Origin of the sequence: Herbaspirillum huttiense, assembly GCF_004367745.1 — a bacterium.
GTDB classification, from domain to species: Bacteria; Pseudomonadota; Gammaproteobacteria; order Burkholderiales; family Burkholderiaceae_D; genus Herbaspirillum; species Herbaspirillum huttiense.
Genome location: NZ_CP037993.1, coordinates 4,104,323 through 4,123,250 on the forward strand (window position 1 = coordinate 4,104,323; position 18,928 = coordinate 4,123,250).

General features: G+C 63.7%; 21 protein-coding genes. 10 read left to right on the forward strand and 11 right to left on the reverse strand.

The features are described from left to right. Window positions 1–100: 100 nt before the first annotated feature. From E2K99_RS18330 to ugpQ, 5 genes are all read right to left on the reverse strand, one after another. On the reverse strand, window positions 101–337 hold the full coding sequence (locus E2K99_RS18330; protein WP_013235553.1) for a sulfurtransferase TusA family protein: 237 nt from the start codon (window positions 335–337) through the stop codon (window positions 101–103). Window positions 338–493: 156 nt separating this feature from the next. After that, a complete protein-coding gene (locus E2K99_RS18335; protein ID WP_121043351.1) occupies window positions 494–1,048 on the reverse strand; it encodes an NUDIX domain-containing protein in 555 nt (184 codons plus the stop codon). A 27-nt stretch (window positions 1,049–1,075) separates the two neighbouring features. Continuing rightward, a complete protein-coding gene (alaS, locus tag E2K99_RS18340; protein ID WP_134136706.1) occupies window positions 1,076–3,700 on the reverse strand; it encodes an alanine--tRNA ligase in 2,625 nt (874 codons plus the stop codon). 341 nt (window positions 3,701–4,041) lie between these two features. Beyond that, window positions 4,042–4,260: a hypothetical protein gene (locus E2K99_RS18345; protein WP_039784299.1), complete on the reverse strand. Its 219-nt coding sequence runs from the start codon at window positions 4,258–4,260 to the stop codon at window positions 4,042–4,044. A 256-nt stretch (window positions 4,261–4,516) separates the two neighbouring features. Continuing rightward, complete coding sequence (gene ugpQ / locus E2K99_RS18350; protein WP_134136704.1) at window positions 4,517–5,260, reverse strand: glycerophosphodiester phosphodiesterase; 744 nt, start codon at window positions 5,258–5,260, stop codon at window positions 4,517–4,519. Between the two features lie 185 nt (window positions 5,261–5,445). Between ugpQ and E2K99_RS18355 the strand changes: the two genes are divergently transcribed. From E2K99_RS18355 to E2K99_RS18365, 3 genes are read left to right on the forward strand one after another with little or no spacing between them, the layout of a single operon-like run. After that, complete coding sequence (locus E2K99_RS18355; protein WP_134223130.1) at window positions 5,446–5,757, forward strand: 2TM domain-containing protein; 312 nt, start codon at window positions 5,446–5,448, stop codon at window positions 5,755–5,757. Window positions 5,758–5,808: 51 nt separating this feature from the next. Next, window positions 5,809–6,954, forward strand: a complete 1,146-nt coding sequence (locus tag E2K99_RS18360; protein WP_134223131.1) for a sensor histidine kinase — start codon at window positions 5,809–5,811, stop codon at window positions 6,952–6,954. A 29-nt stretch (window positions 6,955–6,983) separates the two neighbouring features. Further along, window positions 6,984–7,784: a LytR/AlgR family response regulator transcription factor gene (locus tag E2K99_RS18365; protein ID WP_134223132.1), complete on the forward strand. Its 801-nt coding sequence runs from the start codon at window positions 6,984–6,986 to the stop codon at window positions 7,782–7,784. A gap of 18 nt (window positions 7,785–7,802) precedes the next feature. Here E2K99_RS18365 and E2K99_RS26130 read toward each other — a convergent pair whose 3' ends face one another. Further along, a complete protein-coding gene (locus E2K99_RS26130) occupies window positions 7,803–7,931 on the reverse strand; it encodes a hypothetical protein (RefSeq protein WP_276321804.1) in 129 nt (42 codons plus the stop codon). Between the two features lie 267 nt (window positions 7,932–8,198). Between E2K99_RS26130 and E2K99_RS18370 the strand changes: the two genes are divergently transcribed. Next, on the forward strand, window positions 8,199–9,950 hold the full coding sequence (locus E2K99_RS18370; protein WP_134223133.1) for a glutamine--tRNA ligase/YqeY domain fusion protein: 1,752 nt from the start codon (window positions 8,199–8,201) through the stop codon (window positions 9,948–9,950). A gap of 152 nt (window positions 9,951–10,102) precedes the next feature. Then, entirely contained in the window at window positions 10,103–10,465 is a 363-nt protein-coding gene (locus E2K99_RS18375; protein WP_034334469.1) for a hypothetical protein, read from the forward strand. A 59-nt stretch (window positions 10,466–10,524) separates the two neighbouring features. Here E2K99_RS18375 and E2K99_RS18380 read toward each other — a convergent pair whose 3' ends face one another. The 3 genes from E2K99_RS18380 to E2K99_RS18390 form a co-directional block, all read right to left on the reverse strand. Continuing rightward, on the reverse strand, window positions 10,525–11,538 hold the full coding sequence (locus tag E2K99_RS18380) for a transporter (RefSeq protein ID WP_121043372.1): 1,014 nt from the start codon (window positions 11,536–11,538) through the stop codon (window positions 10,525–10,527). Between the two features lie 113 nt (window positions 11,539–11,651). After that, the gene (locus E2K99_RS18385; protein WP_034334477.1) at window positions 11,652–11,885 is read right to left on the reverse strand and encodes a hypothetical protein; all 234 of its coding nucleotides are present in this window, start codon (window positions 11,883–11,885) and stop codon (window positions 11,652–11,654) included. A 239-nt stretch (window positions 11,886–12,124) separates the two neighbouring features. Next, the gene (locus tag E2K99_RS18390; RefSeq protein WP_088756304.1) at window positions 12,125–13,420 is read right to left on the reverse strand and encodes a solute carrier family 23 protein; all 1,296 of its coding nucleotides are present in this window, start codon (window positions 13,418–13,420) and stop codon (window positions 12,125–12,127) included. Window positions 13,421–13,718: 298 nt separating this feature from the next. Between E2K99_RS18390 and E2K99_RS18395 the strand changes: the two genes are divergently transcribed. The 5 genes from E2K99_RS18395 to sbcB all read left to right on the forward strand — a co-directional run bounded on the left by E2K99_RS18395 (window position 13,719) and on the right by sbcB (window position 17,748). Continuing rightward, on the forward strand, window positions 13,719–14,135 hold the full coding sequence (locus tag E2K99_RS18395; RefSeq protein WP_121043954.1) for a DUF2721 domain-containing protein: 417 nt from the start codon (window positions 13,719–13,721) through the stop codon (window positions 14,133–14,135). A 112-nt stretch (window positions 14,136–14,247) separates the two neighbouring features. Next, complete coding sequence (locus E2K99_RS18400; RefSeq protein WP_034335716.1) at window positions 14,248–14,550, forward strand: antibiotic biosynthesis monooxygenase family protein; 303 nt, start codon at window positions 14,248–14,250, stop codon at window positions 14,548–14,550. Window positions 14,551–14,753: 203 nt separating this feature from the next. Further along, window positions 14,754–15,329: a DUF3828 domain-containing protein gene (locus E2K99_RS18405; RefSeq protein ID WP_034335713.1), complete on the forward strand. Its 576-nt coding sequence runs from the start codon at window positions 14,754–14,756 to the stop codon at window positions 15,327–15,329. A gap of 229 nt (window positions 15,330–15,558) precedes the next feature. Further along, complete coding sequence (locus tag E2K99_RS18410; protein ID WP_134223134.1) at window positions 15,559–16,173, forward strand: YqhG/Tai3 family protein; 615 nt, start codon at window positions 15,559–15,561, stop codon at window positions 16,171–16,173. 138 nt (window positions 16,174–16,311) lie between these two features. Continuing rightward, complete coding sequence (gene sbcB / locus E2K99_RS18415; RefSeq protein WP_134223135.1) at window positions 16,312–17,748, forward strand: exodeoxyribonuclease I; 1,437 nt, start codon at window positions 16,312–16,314, stop codon at window positions 17,746–17,748. A gap of 15 nt (window positions 17,749–17,763) precedes the next feature. On the opposite strand, the gene E2K99_RS18420 is transcribed toward sbcB, so the two are convergent. Both E2K99_RS18420 and E2K99_RS18425 read right to left on the reverse strand, forming a co-directional pair. Next, window positions 17,764–18,090, reverse strand: a complete 327-nt coding sequence (locus E2K99_RS18420) for a DUF3861 domain-containing protein (RefSeq protein WP_034335703.1) — start codon at window positions 18,088–18,090, stop codon at window positions 17,764–17,766. Window positions 18,091–18,124: 34 nt separating this feature from the next. Continuing rightward, complete coding sequence (locus E2K99_RS18425; RefSeq protein WP_034335764.1) at window positions 18,125–18,754, reverse strand: PadR family transcriptional regulator; 630 nt, start codon at window positions 18,752–18,754, stop codon at window positions 18,125–18,127. Window positions 18,755–18,928: the final 174 nt, after the last annotated feature.

The following is an 18,928-nucleotide window of genomic DNA, read 5'->3' on the forward strand; positions in this document are numbered from 1 at the left end:
CTTCATTAATCGAAAGACAACAAAAAACCCGCAGTTCATCCGAGCTGCGGGTTTTTCAATGCTGCCAGCCTGATCTTTCCGGGATGGACAGGGGTGCTGCTTATTTGCGCTTCATGAAGAAGATGAACTCGTGTTCATCATTCTGCGATTGCTCCAGCAGATCGTTGCCGGTCTGTTTGGCAAAGGCCTGGAAATCGCGCACCGAACCGGTATCGGTGGCGGTCACCCTGAGCACCTGCCCGCTGGCCATGTCGGCCAGGGCTTTCTTGGTCTTGAGGATGGGCAGCGGACAGTTCAGACCGCGCGCATCAAGTTCCCGGTGAAATTGAATGGCCATTACTTCGACTCAAAATGGATCACGACGAAAACGATTTTACTGCAAAACGCGCCGACTTGATGCATTGCACAAGTTCTGTTGTTTTCGCCGCACTAGGCTTGTGCACAAGCAAGAAAATCACGGTCCAAGATGGAACGCTGCGTCTTGACCGCACGCTTATTTCAGGACCTGCGGGGTTTCAATCGGCGTAGACGAACCGGCAAACTCGACATATTGCACCGGCAGTCCACGCTGGCGCATCCAGTCCGCCACCGCATGGCCGGTACCCGCCGGCCAGGGGCGCAGGTCGGCGGGTTCGCTCAGGCGGTATTCCAGCAGCTCCGGCGACAGCTTGATCGTGCCACTCGCCTTCACGTAATAGGCGATGATCAGCTCGTTCTTGCGCATGAATTCATAGACGCCGATCAGTTCGATCTGCTCGGCGTCCAGGTCGGTCTCTTCCTTCAGTTCGCGGGCGATCCCCTGTTCCGGGGTCTCGTCGCGTTCCATGAAACCGGTGATGAGCGCGAAGCGCCCTTCGGCCCAGGCGGCGTTGCGCGCAGTGAGCATCTTGCCGTCGATCTCCACCAGTGCAGCCAGCACCGGCAGGGGGTTGTCCCAATGCGTCCAGTGACCCTCGGGACAGGCCAGCCGGACCTTGCCGGCTTCGCCTTCATCGGCGCGCAGCACCAGCGATGCTGCGCAGACCGGGCAAAACTTGAATTCGCTCATGGGCGCTCCGGGCCAGGGTCTGTGGGATTACAGCTTGGCCTGGACCCAGCCCGCCACGCCTTGCAGCGCGCCCGGCAGGGCTGCCGGTTCGGTGCCGCCGGCCTGGGCCATGTCCGGACGGCCGCCACCCTTGCCGCCCACCTGCTGGGCGACGAAGTTGACCAGCTCACCGGCCTTGACCTTGGAGGTAGCATCGGCCGTGACGCCCGCGATCAGGCTGACCTTGCCATCCTTGACGCTGCCCAGCACGATGGCGGCGGTCTTGAGCTTGTCCTTCAGCTTGTCCATGGTCTCGCGCAGGGTGGCCACGTCAGCGCCTTCCAGCGTGGCCGCCAGCACCTTGATGCCGTTGATGTCGACGGCCTGGTTGACCAGTTCGTCGCCCTGGCTGGAGGCCAGCTTGGACTTCAGCGAAGCCAGTTCCTTTTCCAGCGCCTTGACCTGGTCCTGGACCTGACCGATGCGCGGCAGCAGTTCTTCCGGCTGGGTCTTGAGGGCCGCAGCGGCTTCGGCCACGCGGGTCGACAGCGACTGCACCAGCGCCAGCGCGCCTTCGCCGGTGACGGCTTCGACACGGCGGATACCGGCCGCGACACCGCCTTCGGAGACGATCTTGAACAGGCCGATATCACCGGTACGGGTGACGTGGGTCCCGCCGCACAGTTCGGTGGAGGTACCGATGGAGAGCACGCGCACCTGGTCGCCGTACTTCTCGCCGAAGAGCGCCATGGCGCCAGCGGCAATCGCATCGTCGTAACCCATCAGCTGGGCGCCGGTGGCGACGTTGGCCAGCACTTCGCGGTTGACGATGTCTTCCACGCGGCGGATTTCGTCGGCGGTCATCGGGGCGTTGTGGCTGAAGTCGAAACGGGTCTTGTCGGCATCGACCAGCGAACCCTTCTGCGACACGTGCGAACCCAGCACTTCGCGCAGGGCCTTGTGCATCAGGTGGGTGGCCGAGTGGTTGCGCATGGTGCGGGCACGCTGATCGGCATCGACCTTCGCTTCGACAGCATCGCCGATGGCGAGGCTGCCCTTGATCAGTTGACCGTGATGGCCGAACACCTCGGCCTGGATCTTTTGCGTATCGGCCACGGCAAACAGGCCATTGGCTGCTTCCAGGGCACCGGCGTCACCCGACTGGCCGCCGGATTCGGCGTAGAACGGGGTGGTATCCAGCACCACGATGGCGTCCTGGCCGGCCTCGATCTTCTGCACCGGGCTGCCGGCCACATACAGGGCCACCACCTTGGCCGACTGCGCCAGGGATTCATAACCGACGAAGCGGGTCTTGTCGCCGGTGTATTCGATGGCAGCGGCCATCTTGAACTTGCCGGCGGCGCGGGCGGCGCTCTTCTGGCGTTCCATGGCGGCGGTGAAGCCGGCTTCATCCAGCTCGACATTGCGTTCGCGGCAAATGTCGGCGGTCAGGTCCAGCGGGAAGCCGTAGGTGTCGTACAGGGTGAAGGCGGTTTCGCCATCGAGCTTGCTGCTGTTGGCGGCCAGCGCGGCTTCCAGGATCTTCATGCCGTGTTCCAGCGTTTCGCCGAAACGTTCTTCTTCCTGCTTCAGGACCATCTCCACGCGCTCGGCGGCTTCCGGCAGTTCCGGATAGGCTGCGCCCATCTGCACCACCAGGTCCTTGACCAGCTTGTGGAAGAAGGGCTTGGTCTGGCCCAGCTTGTGGCCATGACGCAGTGCGCGGCGGATGATGCGGCGCAGGACGTAGCCACGGCCTTCATTGCCGGGGATGACGCCGTCGACGATCAGGAAGGAGGTCGCACGGATGTGGTCGGCGATCACGCGCAGCGATGCGTTGGACAGGTCGCTGATACCGGTTTCGCGGGCAGCGGCCTTGATCAGTGCCTGGAACAGGTCGATCTCGTAGTTGCTGTGCACGTGCTGCAGGATCGCAGCCAGGCGCTCCAGGCCCATGCCGGTATCCACGCACGGGGCCGGCAGCGGGGTCAGGGTGTATTCGCCGGTGGCCGGATCGAGCTGGCGGTCGAACTGCATGAACACGTTGTTCCAGATCTCGATGTAGCGGTCGCCGTCGGCGTCGGGGCTGCCCGGGGGGCCGCCCCAGATGTCCGGACCGTGGTCGTAGAAGATTTCCGAGCAAGGACCGCAAGGGCCGGTCTCGGCCATCTGCCAGAAGTTGTCGGAGGCGTAGGGTGCGCCCTTGTTGTCGCCGATGCGCACCACGCGCTCCGGCGGCAGGCCGATTTCCTTGGTCCAGATGTCGTAGGCTTCATCGTCGGTCTGGTAGACGGTAGCCCACAGCTTGTCGGCCGGCAGGCCATAGACCTGGGTCAGCAGTTCCCAGGCCCACTTCAGCGATTCACGCTTGAAGTAGTCGCCGAAGGACCAGTTGCCCAGCATCTCGAAGAAGGTGTGATGGCGCGCGGTGTAGCCGACGTTTTCCAGGTCGTTGTGCTTGCCGCCGGCGCGCAGGCAGCGCTGCACGGAGGCCGCGCGCACGTAGTTGCGCTTGTCGGTACCCAGGAACACGTCCTTGAACTGAACCATGCCGGAATTGGTGAACAGCAGGGTCGGGTCATTGCCCGGCACCAGGCTGGAGGAACGGACGATGGTGTGTTCTTTGGATTCAAAGAATTTCAGAAACTTGTCGCGAATTTCGGCTGAGTTCATGTTCGAAGACGGATAAATGGGCCTGATGCCGCCGCTAACGCGCAGATCCGGCCCGGATGGGAGTCGGTGCAAAAAACGATTGCGAACCGATGATTATACGTGATCCCGGCCCGGATACGCAGGCTTGCCCGCCCCGCCGCAACGCCTTGCCAGCCCGGCCGGCAGCAGTGCGCTGCAGGCGAAAAAAAACCCGCCGGGAAAAATCCCCGCGGGTTACAGGCCCGGCTGACCCGGCATGGCGCGCTAATCTGCGCCGCCGGACCTTAACTGCGTCAGCCGAACCTTCCGGTAAAACCAAGTGCGGGCCACGCTGTGCGGTCCGCCACCAGAAGACCGGACGATCAGGCGCCCTTGTTGGCCGGCACCGGATTGTTCTTCTTGGCCTTCTTGTGCTTGTGCTTCTTGGCCTTCTTCGCATGCTTCTTGTGCTTCTTGTGAGCAGGCTTGGCAGCCGGGGCTTCAGCGGCGGGAGCGCCAGCCGGAGCCGGTGCGGGCTGGGCCAGGACCGGCATGGCGAAGGCGGCGACGAGTACGGCAGCCAGCAGTTTGTTGATCTTCATCGTTTTCCTCTATCTCTCAGTGTTGTGTGCTTCCACAAGTCCACCGGCGTGCTCACGGGCGCCGGCCTTGTGCTTCCTTAACGCAAGATTTTCGCGACGCGTTGACAACAACTGTCGACTGCCCTCCAGTTATTGTTGTCCGCATGCAAATCATAGCTAGCGTGTGAGGATTCAGTCCGCCGGTAAGAGCGTAATTTGCCATTCATTTCCACGCTGCGCGATATGAACAATGCGGGCAGCGTGGGGGTGTCGTGGTTTACCAGGCGTCGGCCGCGATGAGATCGATGCGATCGGTGCAGAAGGCATCCACGCCCCACTGGCGGATTTCCTCGGCGCGCGCCATGTCGTTGACGGTGTAGCAGAAGAGGCCATAGCCCGCCGTCTTCACGGCAGCCGCCAGGGACGGGGTGAGGTGCTTGTGATTGGTGTGCAGGGCCACGGCCTGCAGTTGCTCCAGACGCGCCTGCCAGTCCTCGGGAATCACATCCACCAAGTAGCCGCGCGGCAGGGCGGGCGCCGCTTCCTTGGCCGCCAGCAGCGCCTCGAAGGAGAACGAGGACAAGACCGGCAGTGCCGCCCCGCTCTTGCCTGCGAAGCGCCGCGCCACGGCCTGGGCGGTCAGCTCACCGGTACGGCGCGCGAATTCGGCGGCGGCGGGCTTGATCTCGACGTTCATCCAGATGCCTTCGGCCAGGCAGAAATCCAGCCCCTGCTCCAGCGTGCAGAGGCGTTCCCCGGCGAAGCGCGCATCCAGCCAGGCACCGGCTTCCAGGTCGCGCAGCTCGGCCCAGTCGCTCTCGGCGATCTTGCCGGCCCCGGGCAGGGTACGTCCGCGCTGCGGGTCGTGCATCAGGATGGGGACCTCGTCGCGGGTGAGCATGACGTCGAATTCGGCGGCGCGATAGCCGTGTTCCAGGCCGCAGCGAAAGCCGGCCAGGGTGTTTTCCGGTGCCAGGGTGCCGCCGCCGCGATGGGCGAGGATGCGGGGATAGGGCCACATGATGTTCTCTCCGAGGGTAGGCCTTGCAGAAGGATCAAGGCGATCGGCGCATAAGGTAGAGCAGATCACGCCGCGCTACAAGCCGTTGGCACCCGCCAGAATGCCGCCCGTCGCAAGTGGCTCGCCGCAGACTGCACGCCGGCGCATGCTTGCGCCATCGTTCACCCCACCACTGCGAGGCCATCATGCGCGACACTGCCCCCTCCTCCCTTTCTGACCAGAATCTTCATATCACCGCTGCCTCGCCCGAGGAGCTGGCCCGTGCCGAGCGGCGGGTAGCGCGCCAGGTCGGCTTTTTCCATCATTTCGGCATTTACATGGCGGTCAACACCGGCCTGATCCTGTTGAACCTGATGGGCCAGCACCGCCACTGGTGGAGCCTGGGGCCTCTCCTTGGCTGGGGAATCGGGGTACTATTCCACGCCTTGAGCGTATTCGGGAGTTTTCCCGCCGGCTGGAAGCAGGCGCTGATCGCCCGTGAACTGCGCCGCCGCTAAAGAGAGGGCCCGGTACGCCGGGCCGCTTGCTTGCTTCATCCCTGGAAACGCATGACCCAACACGACACCGCCCTTCCGCCCCGCCTGCTCGTCCTGCTGCGCCAGCTGGCGCTGGCCTTGCTGCCCACGCTGGTCATCAACCTGCTGTGCGCGCTGGCCGTGACTTACCTGATGCGCATCGGCGGCACGTTCTACGAAAACCTGCAGGTCTCGATGTGCATCGGCCTGCTGGCCATGCTGCTCATCAACGGCACGCGGCTGGCGATCTGGGGCGATGGCGAGCCCAACAAGCTGGGCTTCCTCGCCATCATCGCCGTGATGGCCCCGCTGGCAGTGCTGCTGGGGCGCATCCTGGCCAGCCTGCTGATGGACCAGCCCATCCTCAACATGGTCCCGGAGCAGAGCGACAACATCATTGCGGTGATCGTGCTGACCTTCCTGGTGTGCTTCGGCGCTACCGTCTTCTTCTGGAACCGCCAGAAGATGGCCGCCCTGCAAGCCCACGCCAGCCAGGTCGAAAAGCAGGCTGTGCAGGCGCAACTGCAGATGCTGCAAGCCCAGATCGAGCCGCACATGCTCTTCAACACGCTGGCCACGCTGCAGTCGCTGATCAGCACCGATCCGCTGCAGGCCGAGCTGATGCTGAACCAGCTGGTGCACTACCTGCGCACGACCCTGTCGGCCTCACGGGTCGACAGCACCTCGCTGCAAAAGGAATTCGACCTCATCAAGGCCTACCTGGGACTGATGTCGCTGCGCATGGGGCTGCGCCTTTCCTACACCCTGCAACTGCCGGAACACCTGGGCAAGCTGCGCCTGGCCCCGATGCTGCTGCAGCCGCTGGTGGAAAACGCCATCAAGCATGGCCTGGAGCCCAAGGTGGCCGGCGGCAACTGCACCGTGCGGGCCGCGGTGCACAATGACATGCTGGTATTGAGCGTGCTCGATACGGGCGTCGGCCTGCCCACCAGCGTGAGCCTGAACCAGCCGCCCGCCCAGAAGGAACCGGTGATCGGCATGCACTTCGGGCTGGACAACATCCGCGAGCGCCTGGTGACGCTCTACGGCCCGCTGGCCGAACTCATCATCACCCACAACGTACCGGCCGGGGCGATGGCGCAGATCACCATCCCGCTCAAGGCCCTCAAGGCGGCGCACCGCAGCAGCAAGAACACCCGCCTGCTGGATCATCATTGAGTCCCCTGCCGCATTGTCCGGAGTCCACCATGGCCGCGCCCACTGCCCTGATTGCCGAAGACGAACCCCTGCTGGCCAATGCCCTGCGCCAGGCCCTGGCGCGCTGCTGGCCGGATCTGCCCGCCCCGCACCTGGCCGCCAATGGCGATGAAGCGCTGGAACAGGCGCTGGCCCTGCTGCCGGATGTGCTGTTCCTGGATATCAAGATGCCCGGCCGCAGCGGGCTGGAGGTGGCCGGCGACCTGGCCGAGGAGTGGCCTGCCGGGCGGGCCTTCCCGCTCATCGTCTTCGTGACGGCCTATGACGACTACGCCCTGCAAGCCTTCGAGCGGGCGGCCATCGATTACCTGCTCAAGCCGGTCAGCCAGGACCGGCTGGCCGTGACGGTGGCGCGCCTGCAAGGGCTGCTGGCCCAGCGCGCCGCCAGTGACCACGACAGCCACCTGGAACGCGCACTGGCACAGTTGCGGGCGCTCTCCGCGCCCGCCGTGAACGATACGCCGCCCCGGCTGGACTACATCCGCGCGGCGGTCGGCAACAAGGTGAAGTTGATTCCGGTGGACGAGGTGATCTATTTCGAAGCCACCGACAAATATGTGAATGTGGTCAGCGCCGAGGGCAGCGCGCTGATCCGGACCAGCCTGCGGGAACTGATCCCCCAGCTCGATGGCCGCCAGTTCTGGCAGATCCATCGCGGCACCGTGGTCCAGGTGCGGCAGATCCAGGCGGCGCTGCGGGAAGAGAGCGGCAAGCTCTTCGTGACCCTGCGCGACCGCCCGGAGAAACTGGCGGTCAGCCGCCTGTTTGCCCATCTGTTCAGGCAGATGTAGGGGATTCTTGCTCAGCCCTCAGCGGCCATAGTAATAACCGGGTCCGTAATAAGGACGGTAGTAATGCGGCTGCGGCGGGCCCACCGGCACCACCACGCAGGCCGACAGGGTGGCAGCGGCGACGATCAGCTTGATCCAACGGCTCATGATGCACTCCTTGTGTTTGGCGTTTTTGTTCACTGCGCCCGGCGGGATGCCAGGCCACGCTCGCAGAGTGCCAGCCGGCATGCCTGACAGGTAATGCATGGGCGTATCTTGTGTAACAAGAACCGGTAAAAAAGCTTCATATCGGCTCCGGCCGCGTTGTCAGCGGGCAAAAATTCCCGCAGGAACGGCCGCAACGCCCGTGGAACCGGGCAGCTGCGGTAAAATGCTTGCCATCTGAATAAACAGGCATTCCTCCCGATTCATCCCATGAGCAACGAACTGAAAAACGGTCACACCCCTGCCCCCTCCACCAATTTCCTGCGCGGCATCATCGAATCCGACCTGGTCTCGGGTACTTATGCCGAACGCAACAGCCAGGATGGCGAGGCCCTGCCGCAGGTGGTCACCCGTTTTCCGCCCGAGCCGAACGGCTACCTGCACATCGGCCACGCCAAGTCGATCTGCCTGAACTTCGGCTTGGCCGCTGACTATGCCGGCCGCTGCCACATGCGTTTCGACGACACCAACCCCGAGAAGGAAGAACAGGAATACGTCGACACCATCCTGGACTCGGTCAAGTGGCTGGGCTTCTCGTGGGAGCATGAAGGCAAGTCGCACCTGTACTACGCCAGCAACTATTTCGATGTCATGTACGCCTGTGCCCAGGCCCTGATCCGCAAGGGCCTGGCCTATGTGGACGAGCAGAACGCCGAGCAGATGCGTGAAAACCGCGGCACCCTGACCGAACCCGGCAAGGATTCGCCGTGGCGCGACCGCCCGGTGGAGGAGTCGCTGCGCCTGTTCGAAGAAATGCGCGACGGCAAGCACCCGGACGGCTCCATGATCCTGCGCGCCAGGATCGACATGGCCAGCCCCAACATGAACCTGCGCGATCCGGCCATCTACCGCATCCGCCACGCCACCCACCACAACACCGGCGACAAGTGGCGCGTGTATCCGATGTACACCTTCGCGCATCCCATCGAAGATGCGCTGGAAAACATTTCGCACTCCATCTGCACCCTGGAATTCGAAGACCAGCGCCCCTTCTACGATTGGCTGCTGGAGCACCTGGCTGAAGAAGGTTTCTTCAAGAAGCCGCTGCCGCATCAATATGAATTCGCCCGCCTCAATCTGACCTACATCATCACCAGCAAGCGCAAGCTGCGCCAGCTGGTGGATGAAAAAATCGTCTCCGGCTGGGATGACCCGCGCATGCCCACCATCGTCGGCCTGCGCCGCCGTGGCTACACGCCCGAGGCGATCCGCCTGATGTGCGACCGCACCGGCGCGTCCAAGAACAACAGCTGGATCGACTTCAGCGTGCTCGAAGGCGCGCTGCGTGAAGACCTGGACCCCAAGGCCCCGCGTGCGGTGGCCGTGCTGCGTCCCCTGAAGCTGATCATCGACAACTTCCCGGAAGGCGTGTCCATCGATTGCAGCGCCCCGGTCTATCCGCCGGCGCATCCGGAACATGACACCGCGCACCGCCACTTCCCGATTACCAAGGAACTGTGGATCGAGCGCGAAGACTTCATGGAAGAACCGACCAAGGGCTACTTCCGTCTCTTCCCCGGCAACAAGGTGCGCCTGCGCTACGGCTACGTGGTCGAATGCACCGGCTGCGACAAGGATGAACACGGCAACGTCATCGCCGTGCACTGCAACTACTTCGAAGACAGCAAGAGCGGCACCGAAGGCAGCTCCAACTACAAGGTCAAGGGCAACCTGCACTGGGTCAGCGCCGAACACGCGCTGGCCACTGAAGTGCGCCTGTACGACCGCCTGTTCTCGGACCCGCATCCGGACGCCGGTGGCAAGGACTTCCTGGCCGCCCTGAATCCGAACTCCAAGGAAGTCATCACCGCCTACCTGGAGCCGACCCTGAAGAGCGCCAAGCCCGGCGAGATCTACCAGTTCGAACGCCACGGCTACTTCGTGGCCGACCGCGTCGATTCGACCGAGGGCCAGCCGATCTTCAACCGGGCCGTGACGCTCAAGGACAGCTGGGGCAAGTAAGCCTCAGCGCAGGCAGGACAAGACCCGACCCGGAAGGGGTCCGGCAGGGGAATACGGCCGCAAGGCCACGCGGGCGGCAGTGCGCCAGCCGCCCGTGCCAACGGGATGGCGCAGCTTGATGGCACAGGCCACAAGCGGAGCAAGGGGAACGCATGTTCGAGCAGATCAAGATCCAGCGCCTGTCGATGTCATCCATCTACAAGCTGCTGGCCGTGGGGACCACGTTTTCGCTGGTACCGTTTTCGACGCTGATGGGCGTGCTCTCGCTGTTCGGCGCACAGACCATCACCTGGGATGGCAAGCACCTGATCGGCTATGACGGCCTGATCGCCTCGCCTTTCATCGGCCTGTTCCTGTCGGCCTTCATCACCCTCTTCCTGGGCACCATGTGCTGCATCGGCCTGTGGCTGTATTCCCTGTGGCGTCCGCTGTCGCTGAAGGTGGAACCGGTGGACAACCTGGACATCGACAAGCTCATTCGCGAGAGCGAAGAGGCCATGGCCACGCGCGACTGAGCAGCCTCGCGCCGGGCCGCCACCGCCGCCGCCCGGCTGCGGTTCAGAAGATCAGGGCATCAGAAGATCTTCATCCACTTCAGGAAGGCCACGGTGGCGACACCGAGGCCGCCCATCAATCCCATCACGATCCAGAACGAGGTCTCGTCATGCAGGCCCGGCAGACCTGCCACGTTCATCCCGAAAATCCCTGACACCAACGTGGCCGGCATCAGCAGCGCGGTCAGGACAGAGAGTGCCATCAGGTTGCGGTTCATCTGCTCCGACATCTGCGAGGCGATCTCTTCCTGCAGCAGCTTGGCACGTTCATAGACGGCTTCCACGGTGGAATGCAGTTCGTTGAGTTCATCCAGCGCATGGGTCAGGTCTTCCAGCGCCTCGCGTGGCACCCAGGCCGGGCGCAGCCGCTGGAACTGGGCCAGGATACGGCGTTCCGGCGCGATGAAGCGGCGCAGTTCGGCCAGCTGGCGGCGGATGCCGGAGAGCTCGGCACGGTCTTCGGCACGGCGGTCCGAGAGCACCGAGAATTCGATGTCGTCGACCTTGTCGTTGAGCTTGTCCAGACGCGCATTGAAGCCATCAGCCAGGCAGCGCAGCAGCTCGGCGAAGAGATCCATGGGATTGTCGAAGTCGCCGCCGTCGAGCACCTTCTGGCGCAGCATGTTGGTCGAGATCAGCGGCTGGGTACGCAGCGTCAACAGGCGCGTGCGATCCAGGTAGAAGTGCAGCGCGCCCTTCTCGGTGCCGGTGTCGCCGATCTCCATCTTCATATCGGTCAGCGTGCCATAGACCCCCTCGGGGGTGGCATGCAGGCCCGGATGGGTGTCGCTGCTCAACAAGAATTCAGTGATGTACTCGGGAATGTCGCTGTGATGGGCCAGCCATTGCTGGATCTTCACATCGGCCGTCTTGACGTGCAGCCAGGTGAAATCCGGCGCACTCGGATGATAGTCAACAACTTCATTCCAGTTCATCTGGCGCGCATGGCCGTCTTCGAAGCGGAAGGCGCAGATGAATCCGGCCGGCTCATAGAGCAGGTGCAGGGCTTGCGGGGTGTCCGGCGGATTGTGCATGGGCGGGCGGGTCGGGAATGGGCCAGGGGCAATGGACGACCCCGCATTCTAACCACCGGTTTTGACAAATTTGTGACAGCGCCGTGACGGCCGCTGCCCGCCGCCGCGCCGGCTCAGTAATTGAAGTTGCGGTTGCCCCAGGCTTCGCGGGCCGCTCCGCAGACCCGGATCTGTTCCTCGTTCATGCCCGAAGTGCCGTTGAGCTGGCACTGGTCGGAGACCGATTTGGCCTCCTCGATGTTCTTGCGGAAATAGGCGTAATCCTTCTTGCCGGCCACGGCGTCACAGGCCGACAGCAAAGGCAGGGCGATGCACAGCAGGGCTGGCAGGCGGAGGGCGGAGTTCATGCGGTGATTCCCCTGAAAGGCGGGCCAGGCCCGCGACAGGCAGCGGCCGGAATGCGCCTCCGGCCGGCCCTTCCCCGGGGCCGTAGCGGCGACGCTGCGCTGCAACGCGAAGAGTATAGACAGCCACTGAGGATTGCTCAACGGAAATCTTCACTCTCCTCACATCATGGTAGAACAAAAAAGGCCGGTCACCAGGACCGGCCTTGCCGCTGTTGCATCGGTGTCTTGTCAGGATGAAATCATCCGCGACGTTTCAGCAGGGCATGCAGGATGATGGCACCGAAGGTGGCGGTCCCGATGCCCCCCAGGGCGAAGCCGCCCATCTTGAGGGTGAAGTCGCCTGCGCCCAGCACCAGCGTGACGGCAGCCACGATCAGGTTGGTATTGTTGGAGAAATCGACCTTGTTCTCGACCCAGATGCGGGCACCCGACACGGTGATGAGACCGAACACCACGATCGACACGCCGCCCAGCACCGCGCCCGGAATGGTCAGGATGACCGCGCCGAACTTGGGCGAAAAGCCCAGCAGGATGGCAATGACTGCCGCCACCACGAAGACCAGGGTGGAGTAGATCTTGGTGACGGCCATCACGCCGATATTCTCGGCGTAGGTGGTCACGCCGGTACCGCCGACGCTGCCCGAGAGCATGGTGGCCAGGCCATCGCCGATGAAGGCGCGGCCGATGTAGCGGTCCAGGTTCTGGCCGGTCATGGCCGAGACGGCCTTGATGTGGCCCAGGTTCTCGGCCACCAGGATGATCGCGACCGGAGCCAGCAGTGCCATGGCGCTGCCCTGGAACACGGGAGCCGCGAAGTGCGGCAGGCCGAACCAGGCGGCATTGGCCACGGTGGAAAAGTCGATCGGCTTGCCCAGGCCCATGCCATTGGTCAGCACCGCGTAGAGCACATAGGCCAGCAGCAGGCCGATGAGGATCAGCAGGCGCTGCAGCATGCCGCGCGTGAACACCGCCACGAAGCCCACGCACAAGATGGTGGCCAGCGCCATCCAGCTGTCGAAGCTGCTGCCGGAGACCCCCTTGACCGCGATCGGTGCCAGGTTCAGGCCGATCACCGCCACCACCGCGCCGGTCACCACCGGCGGCATCAGGGATTCGATCCAGCGCGTGCCCACGCCGGAGACGATCAGGCCGATCACCGCATACACGGCACCACAGGCGATGATGCCGCCCAGTGCCACGCCGAGGTTGGCGTTGGGGCCGGAGCCGGCATAACCGGTCACGGCAATGACCAGGCCGATGAAGGAAAAGCTCGACCCCAGGTAGCTCGGCACGCGCCCGCCCACCAGCAGGAAGAACAGCAGGGTACCGACGCCCGACATCAGGATCGCCAGGTTGGGATCGAAGCCCATGAGCAGCGGGGCCAGCACGGTCGAGCCGAACATGGCCACCACGTGCTGCACGCCCATGGCCAGCGTCTGCGGCGCAGGCAGCCGCTCATCGGCGGCGATCACGGCCCCCTGGCCGTCGTTGGTGCTTTGGCGCAGCCGCCATTGGGGGAAATACGAACCCGACATGGAGATCCCTTTCGTTGTGGATTTGTTTTGATTTGTACGTGGATGTGGAACGGGGGCTAGTGTATTGAGCGACCGCACAAATAACAATTGCTGCGGCGCTGCCCCGCAAAAAAAATCCGTAAAAGATTTCGGCCGCCCGGCGCGCTGCTGCCCGGCGGTGCAAAAAGCGCGACTGCACCAGGCTGGCGCCCCAAAACAGACCGCCCGTTTGCGCAAACGCCGGCGACCGTTCCCGGGCATGTTTCTTGCGCCTCGGGAGAGGTTAGAATCACGTCCCCGATTGCTGCTTGCCATGTCGATGATCAACCTCACCACCCCTGCCCTGCTGTTTCCCGCGACCTCGCTGTTGCTGCTGGCCTATACCAACCGCTTCCTGGTGCTGGCGCAGCTGATCCGCAACCTGCAGAACCAGGGCCAGAACGATGAACGCGGGCTGGTAATCCGGCAGATCCTCAATCTCAGGAAACGCATCGTGCTGACCCGCTACATGCAGGCGCTGGGGGTCTCCAGCTTCATCATGTGCGCCGTCTCGATGTACCTGATCTTCGTCGACTTCAATCGCTGGGCCGAAGTGTTCTTCGGCATCAGCCTGATGCTGCTGGTGGCATCGCTGCTGGTGTCGCTGTGGGAAATCATGATCAGTACGCGCGCCATCGAGATCACGCTGGAAGACATGGCGCAGAAACTGGAGAAGCGCGGCATCCTGGTCGAGTGAAAGCTTTTCAGGCAGGGTTCAATTCCGTTGAACGCCCGCTTCGGACGAACATGTGATAATCGAGCCGCCCGGTGTGTGCCGGGCACCCCTCGACTATGCACTGGAGACCTACATGATCCTGGAACTGGCGGACATCCGCATCCAACCCGGCAAGCAAGCAGAATTCGACGAAGCCATCCAGCGCGGCCTGGCGCAGACCATCAGCAAGGCACGCGGCTATCTCGGCCACAAGGTCCAGAAAGGCATCGAATCGCCCGAGCGCTACCTGCTCATGGTGTACTGGGCCACCTTGGAAAACCATACCGTGGATTTCCGTGAATCGCCCGCCTTCACCGAATGGCGCGGCATCGTCGGTCCCTTCTTCGCCGGTGCGCCGGTGGTGGAACACTTCGCGCTGCTGACCGAATCCGCGTAAGACCGATGTGCGCTGACCGCGCCCGCCGAACAACGGAGACCCGCCGCGCCACCCGACCTGGCGCAGCGGAACGTTTGCGGCCTTCCCCTGACTAAAGGGCAGGCCCGGGGGGCTGGCCGAACCGCCCGCCCCTGCCGGCCTCACGACGATGATGTGCCGCCATGACAACAGCGCCGGTCCGCACCGCGCGCAGGAACACCAGAATGACCACACTGCTCCGTTTAGCCTCCCCCTCCGCTCGCCCTCTGCGCGCCACCGCCTGTGCGCTGGGCCTGCTGCTGGCCCTGTCCGGCTGCAACAACTTCAGTGGCGACGAACAGCAGCAGGCCGAGGTGATCGGCAACTTCTACCGCATCCATCTCAAGAACCACGCTCCCGGCTTGCCGTCGGCAGACGAACTCAAGCAGTTCGAGCCACTGGTCAGCCGTGCGCTGTACGCCCTGCTGACCCGCGCTGAAGCCGCCGACGTGCGCTACCACACCGTGGCCGGTGCGCAGGCCGCCCCCATCATCGAGGGCGACCTGTTCACCTCGCTGTATGAAGGGGCCACCTCCTTTGCCGTGCAATCCTGCGACAGCGAGGCCGACCGGGCTTCCTGCCAGGTCAGCTTCCGCTACCAGAAGGATGGCGCGGATGAATCCTGGAACGACAAGATCCTGCTGGTGCGCGAAGAGCGCCAGTGGCGCATCGACGATATCGAGTTCATCGGCAACGACCAGTCCTCCCAGCGCGAATACCTCAGCGACAACCTCACCGACGCCATCCAGCAGGCCGAATGAGCCGGCCCGGCTCGCCGGGGCCGGTGCGCTGCGGAATTGGCGGCTTTTTGGCGGTGTGTTCCCGGTCTTCCTGCTGAGCCGCAGCGCGTAAGATGCCGCTCTGTCAGGCTGGTCGTGCTGCGCCCCTCGGGTCCCGCTGCGCACCGGCAGACAGGAAATATCAAAATGACAATGGCATCATGAAACAACACGCCAGTGCGCACGCGCGGCTGGACCAGGGAGAATCGGATTGAAGCGGATCGGTAAGACACTCGTCGTCGCCGCCAGCCTGTTGCTTGCAGCATGCTCGGCCAATGAAGAGGGCAAGGCCAAGGAACTGGTGACGGAGTTCTACCAGACCCATGCCTCGAACCGTCCCTCGGGCGCCCTGACGCTGAAGGAACTGATTACCTTCCGCCGCTTCCTGTCGGTGCCGCTGTTCGATCTGTTGAAGGATGTCTCGGTGGCTGACGAAGCCCGTGCGACGCAGTCTGCCGCCGAAGCGGCAGCCGATCCTGATGCAGATCCCCTGCCGCCGCTGGTGCAGGGCGATGTCTTCACCGGCAACCCGAATGGCGCTTCCACCTTCCGCGTGGTCCAGTGCGAGGCCCAGGAACGCGAAGCCAGTTGCGCCGTGGAACTGATCTTCAGTGACGCCAAGCTGCAGTCGCCCGCCAAATGGACCGACAAGGTCACGCTGGCCCGCGATGCGCGCGGCTGGGTCATCGACAACATCCAGTACGCCGGCGGCAACGCTCCCATGCGCAGCGGCACGCTGCAGGATGCGATGCGCAAGGTCCTCAAGCGCGACGCGGCCCCCATGGCGCCGCTGGCCCCCGCCGCTGCGCCTGCGCCAGCGAAGTGAGTTCAGGCCGGTCACGGCCGCTTCCCGGGCCGCAGGCCTTCAAAAAAGAACGGCTTCATCACGCCGCTGCCCCTTTGCGTGGCGGCAAGGGCAGCGCAAGGCTCTATAATCGCGCGATTCCCTTAGAAGCCGTCCGCGATGTCCAATCACACCTTCCTCTGGCACGACTACGAAACCTTTGGCGCCGTGCCGCGCCGCGACCGTCCCTCGCAGTTCGCCGCCGTGCGCACCGATGCCGAGCTCAACGAGATCGGCGAGCCCATCATGCTGTACTGCAAGCCGGCGCCGGACTACCTGCCCGACCCGGTGTCCTGCCTGATCACCGGCATCACCCCGCAGCACTGCCTGGCGCACGGCGTCCCCGAACATGAGTTCGCGGCCCGCATCGAGCAGGCGCTGGGCGAGCCCGGCACCATCGGCGTGGGCTACAACACCATCCGCTTCGATGATGAAGTCACGCGCTTCATGTTCTGGCGCAACCTGATCGATCCCTATGCCCGCGAATGGGCCAACGGCTGCGGCCGCTGGGACCTGCTCGACGTGGTGCGCCTGACCTATGCGCTGCGCCCGGAGGGCATACAGTGGCCGACCAAGGAAGACGGCAGCGTCAGCTTCAAGCTGGAGCATCTGTCCAAGGCCAATGGCCTGGTGCATGAAGCGGCGCACGATGCGCTGTCGGATGTGCGCGCCACCATCGCCCTGGCACGCCTGATCCGCCAGAACAATCCGCGCCTGTTCGACTTCGCGCTGGCCTTGCACAAGAAGGACAAGGCCGCAGCGGAAATCGGCTTGCCGGCCGCCAAACCCTTCCTGCACGTCTCCGGCATGTTCCCGGTAGCCAATGGCTGCCTGGCGCTGATGTGGCCGCTGGGCATGCATCCGACCAACAAGAATGAAGTGATCGCCTGGGATCTCGGCTATGACCCGAGCGAACTGGCGGGCATGGATGCGGCCACCGTGCGTGAACGCATGTTCACCAAGCGCGACGAGATGCCGGAAGGCATGGTCCGCCTGCCGGTCAAGAGCATTCACCTGAACAAGTCGCCGATGGTGGTCGGCAGCCTCAAAACGCTGTCTGCCGAGCGCGCCGCGCAGCTGAACATCGATGTCGACCTGGCCCTGCGCCACGCGGAAAAAGCCGCCGCCCTGCCGGACCTGAGCCCGCTGTGGCGCGAGGTTTACCAGCGCGAGCAGGAGGCGCCGCCGGACGTGGATGAAGATCTGTACGGCGGCTTCATCGGCAACGGCGACCGCCGCCAGCTGACGCAGCTGCGTGCCTTGCCGCCGCAGGGGCTGGCCGGGGCCAGCGTGGCCTTTGACGATATGCGCTTGAATGAAATCCTGTTCCGCTATCGCGCACGCAACTTCCCCGAGACCTTGAGCCCCGAGGAAGCACAGCACTGGGAAGAACACCGCGCCGCTCGCCTGTTTGAAGGCGCTGGCGGTGCGCGTACCGTCGCGCAACTGTTCGAGCAGATCGACCAGTTGCAGGAGGAGGCGGATGACGAACGCACCCAGGACATCCTCGGTGCGTTGTATGACTATGCAGAGATGATTGCGCCAGCCAATCAGTAAGGTCCGGCGCGCATCTTATTCGGCGGCGGCTTCGCCCTGCGCTGCGGCAGCGGCCTTGCCCTGCGACTTCAGCTTCATGATGAAGTCGCGCAAGGCCGGCTGGATGTCCTCGAACAGCGGATGCTTGCGATTCTTGAGCATCACCTCCGAGAACAGTTTCAAACCCAGCGCCAGCTGCGCGCTGGTGTCGCTGTCGAACTGCCCGTTGCCACGCAGGCGGGCGACGATACTGAAGATATCGTCATGGTTGCCGGCCTCGAAACTCAGGGGCGCATGCAAAGGCTGTCCCTCCGAGGCGGTGGCCAGATGCTCCAGGGTGATGCGGTAGCGATGTTCTTTCATGTGAAGTTCCTTTCCAAAATCCCGGATCGCCGGATCAGACGCGTTCCACCGCCACGGCGGCGCGATCGATGATGTCGATGATGGCGTGCAGTTCTTCCTTGGCCAGCTTGCCCTTGGCCAGGCGCGTATGCAGGGCCATGCGGAAGTTCTGCACGGCGCGGCGCAGTTCGGGCGAATCGGCGTCGGGACGCTCCTGGCGGCGCAATTCGAACTTGCGCAGCACCTGCTGCAGCAGCTCGGCGTTTTCCTTTTCTTCCAGATAGGCCTTGCCCTCGGCGCTGAGGGTGTAAAGCTTCTTGCCGCCATCCTCGCCCTGCACCGAGGCATGGCCCATTTCTTCCAGCAGCGTCAGGGTCGGGTAGATCACGCCGGGGCTGGGGCTGTAGCCGCCGCCGACCAGTTGCTCGATGGCCTTGATCATGTCGTAGCCGTGGCGCGGCTTTTCCTGCAGCAGATGCAGCATCACGATGCGCAACGCGCCCTGCTCGAACATGCGCGCGCCGCGTCCGCCGCCGCCTTCACGGCCGCCGGGGCCATGATGGCCACGCGGACCGCGCGGCTCGTCGTCTTCAAACAGGCCGCCGCCATGATGCGGGCGGTCGTGACGCTGGTGCTTGGGGCCATGGCCGGGTTCGCCGGGTTGATTGAATAAATGCTTGAACATGGTATTTCCTTCTTGTCAGGTGGCTGAGGCAGCGACTGACGCACGCTGCGGGTCGATCGATATAGCCAAGATATATCTTAATTCGCCGCATTTCAAGATATATCTTAATAATATTTCAGAAGGGTTTCCAAAAGGAAATCTGAAGCAAAAAGCTTCACCGTCAGTCCGGCGACA

Bases quoted from the DNA above. Each gene is read 5' to 3' on its own strand.
- E2K99_RS18425 (WP_034335764.1), bottom strand. From the start codon at position 18,754: ATGTTCAAGCATTTATTCAATCAACCCGGCGAACCCGGCCATGGCCCC.
- E2K99_RS18330 (WP_013235553.1), bottom strand. From the start codon at position 337: ATGGCCATTCAATTTCACCGGGAACTTGATGCGCGCGGTCTGAACTGT.
- E2K99_RS18390 (WP_088756304.1), bottom strand. From the start codon at position 13,420: ATGTCGGGTTCGTATTTCCCCCAATGGCGGCTGCGCCAAAGCACCAAC.
- alaS (WP_134136706.1), bottom strand. From the start codon at position 3,700: ATGAACTCAGCCGAAATTCGCGACAAGTTTCTGAAATTCTTTGAATCC.
- E2K99_RS18420 (WP_034335703.1), bottom strand. From the start codon at position 18,090: ATGAAAGAACATCGCTACCGCATCACCCTGGAGCATCTGGCCACCGCC.
- E2K99_RS18395 (WP_121043954.1), top strand. From the start codon at position 13,719: ATGATCAACCTCACCACCCCTGCCCTGCTGTTTCCCGCGACCTCGCTG.
- E2K99_RS18345 (WP_039784299.1), bottom strand. From the start codon at position 4,260: ATGAAGATCAACAAACTGCTGGCTGCCGTACTCGTCGCCGCCTTCGCC.
- E2K99_RS18380 (WP_121043372.1), bottom strand. From the start codon at position 11,538: ATGCACAATCCGCCGGACACCCCGCAAGCCCTGCACCTGCTCTATGAG.
- E2K99_RS26130 (WP_276321804.1), bottom strand. From the start codon at position 7,931: ATGAGCCGTTGGATCAAGCTGATCGTCGCCGCTGCCACCCTGTCGGCC.
- sbcB (WP_134223135.1), top strand. From the start codon at position 16,312: ATGTCCAATCACACCTTCCTCTGGCACGACTACGAAACCTTTGGCGCC.
- E2K99_RS18365 (WP_134223132.1), top strand. From the start codon at position 6,984: ATGGCCGCGCCCACTGCCCTGATTGCCGAAGACGAACCCCTGCTGGCC.
- E2K99_RS18360 (WP_134223131.1), top strand. From the start codon at position 5,809: ATGACCCAACACGACACCGCCCTTCCGCCCCGCCTGCTCGTCCTGCTG.
- E2K99_RS18400 (WP_034335716.1), top strand. From the start codon at position 14,248: ATGATCCTGGAACTGGCGGACATCCGCATCCAACCCGGCAAGCAAGCA.
- E2K99_RS18405 (WP_034335713.1), top strand. From the start codon at position 14,754: ATGACCACACTGCTCCGTTTAGCCTCCCCCTCCGCTCGCCCTCTGCGC.
- E2K99_RS18335 (WP_121043351.1), bottom strand. From the start codon at position 1,048: ATGAGCGAATTCAAGTTTTGCCCGGTCTGCGCAGCATCGCTGGTGCTG.
- E2K99_RS18370 (WP_134223133.1), top strand. From the start codon at position 8,199: ATGAGCAACGAACTGAAAAACGGTCACACCCCTGCCCCCTCCACCAAT.
- E2K99_RS18385 (WP_034334477.1), bottom strand. From the start codon at position 11,885: ATGAACTCCGCCCTCCGCCTGCCAGCCCTGCTGTGCATCGCCCTGCCT.
- ugpQ (WP_134136704.1), bottom strand. From the start codon at position 5,260: ATGTGGCCCTATCCCCGCATCCTCGCCCATCGCGGCGGCGGCACCCTG.
- E2K99_RS18375 (WP_034334469.1), top strand. From the start codon at position 10,103: ATGTTCGAGCAGATCAAGATCCAGCGCCTGTCGATGTCATCCATCTAC.
- E2K99_RS18355 (WP_134223130.1), top strand. From the start codon at position 5,446: ATGCGCGACACTGCCCCCTCCTCCCTTTCTGACCAGAATCTTCATATC.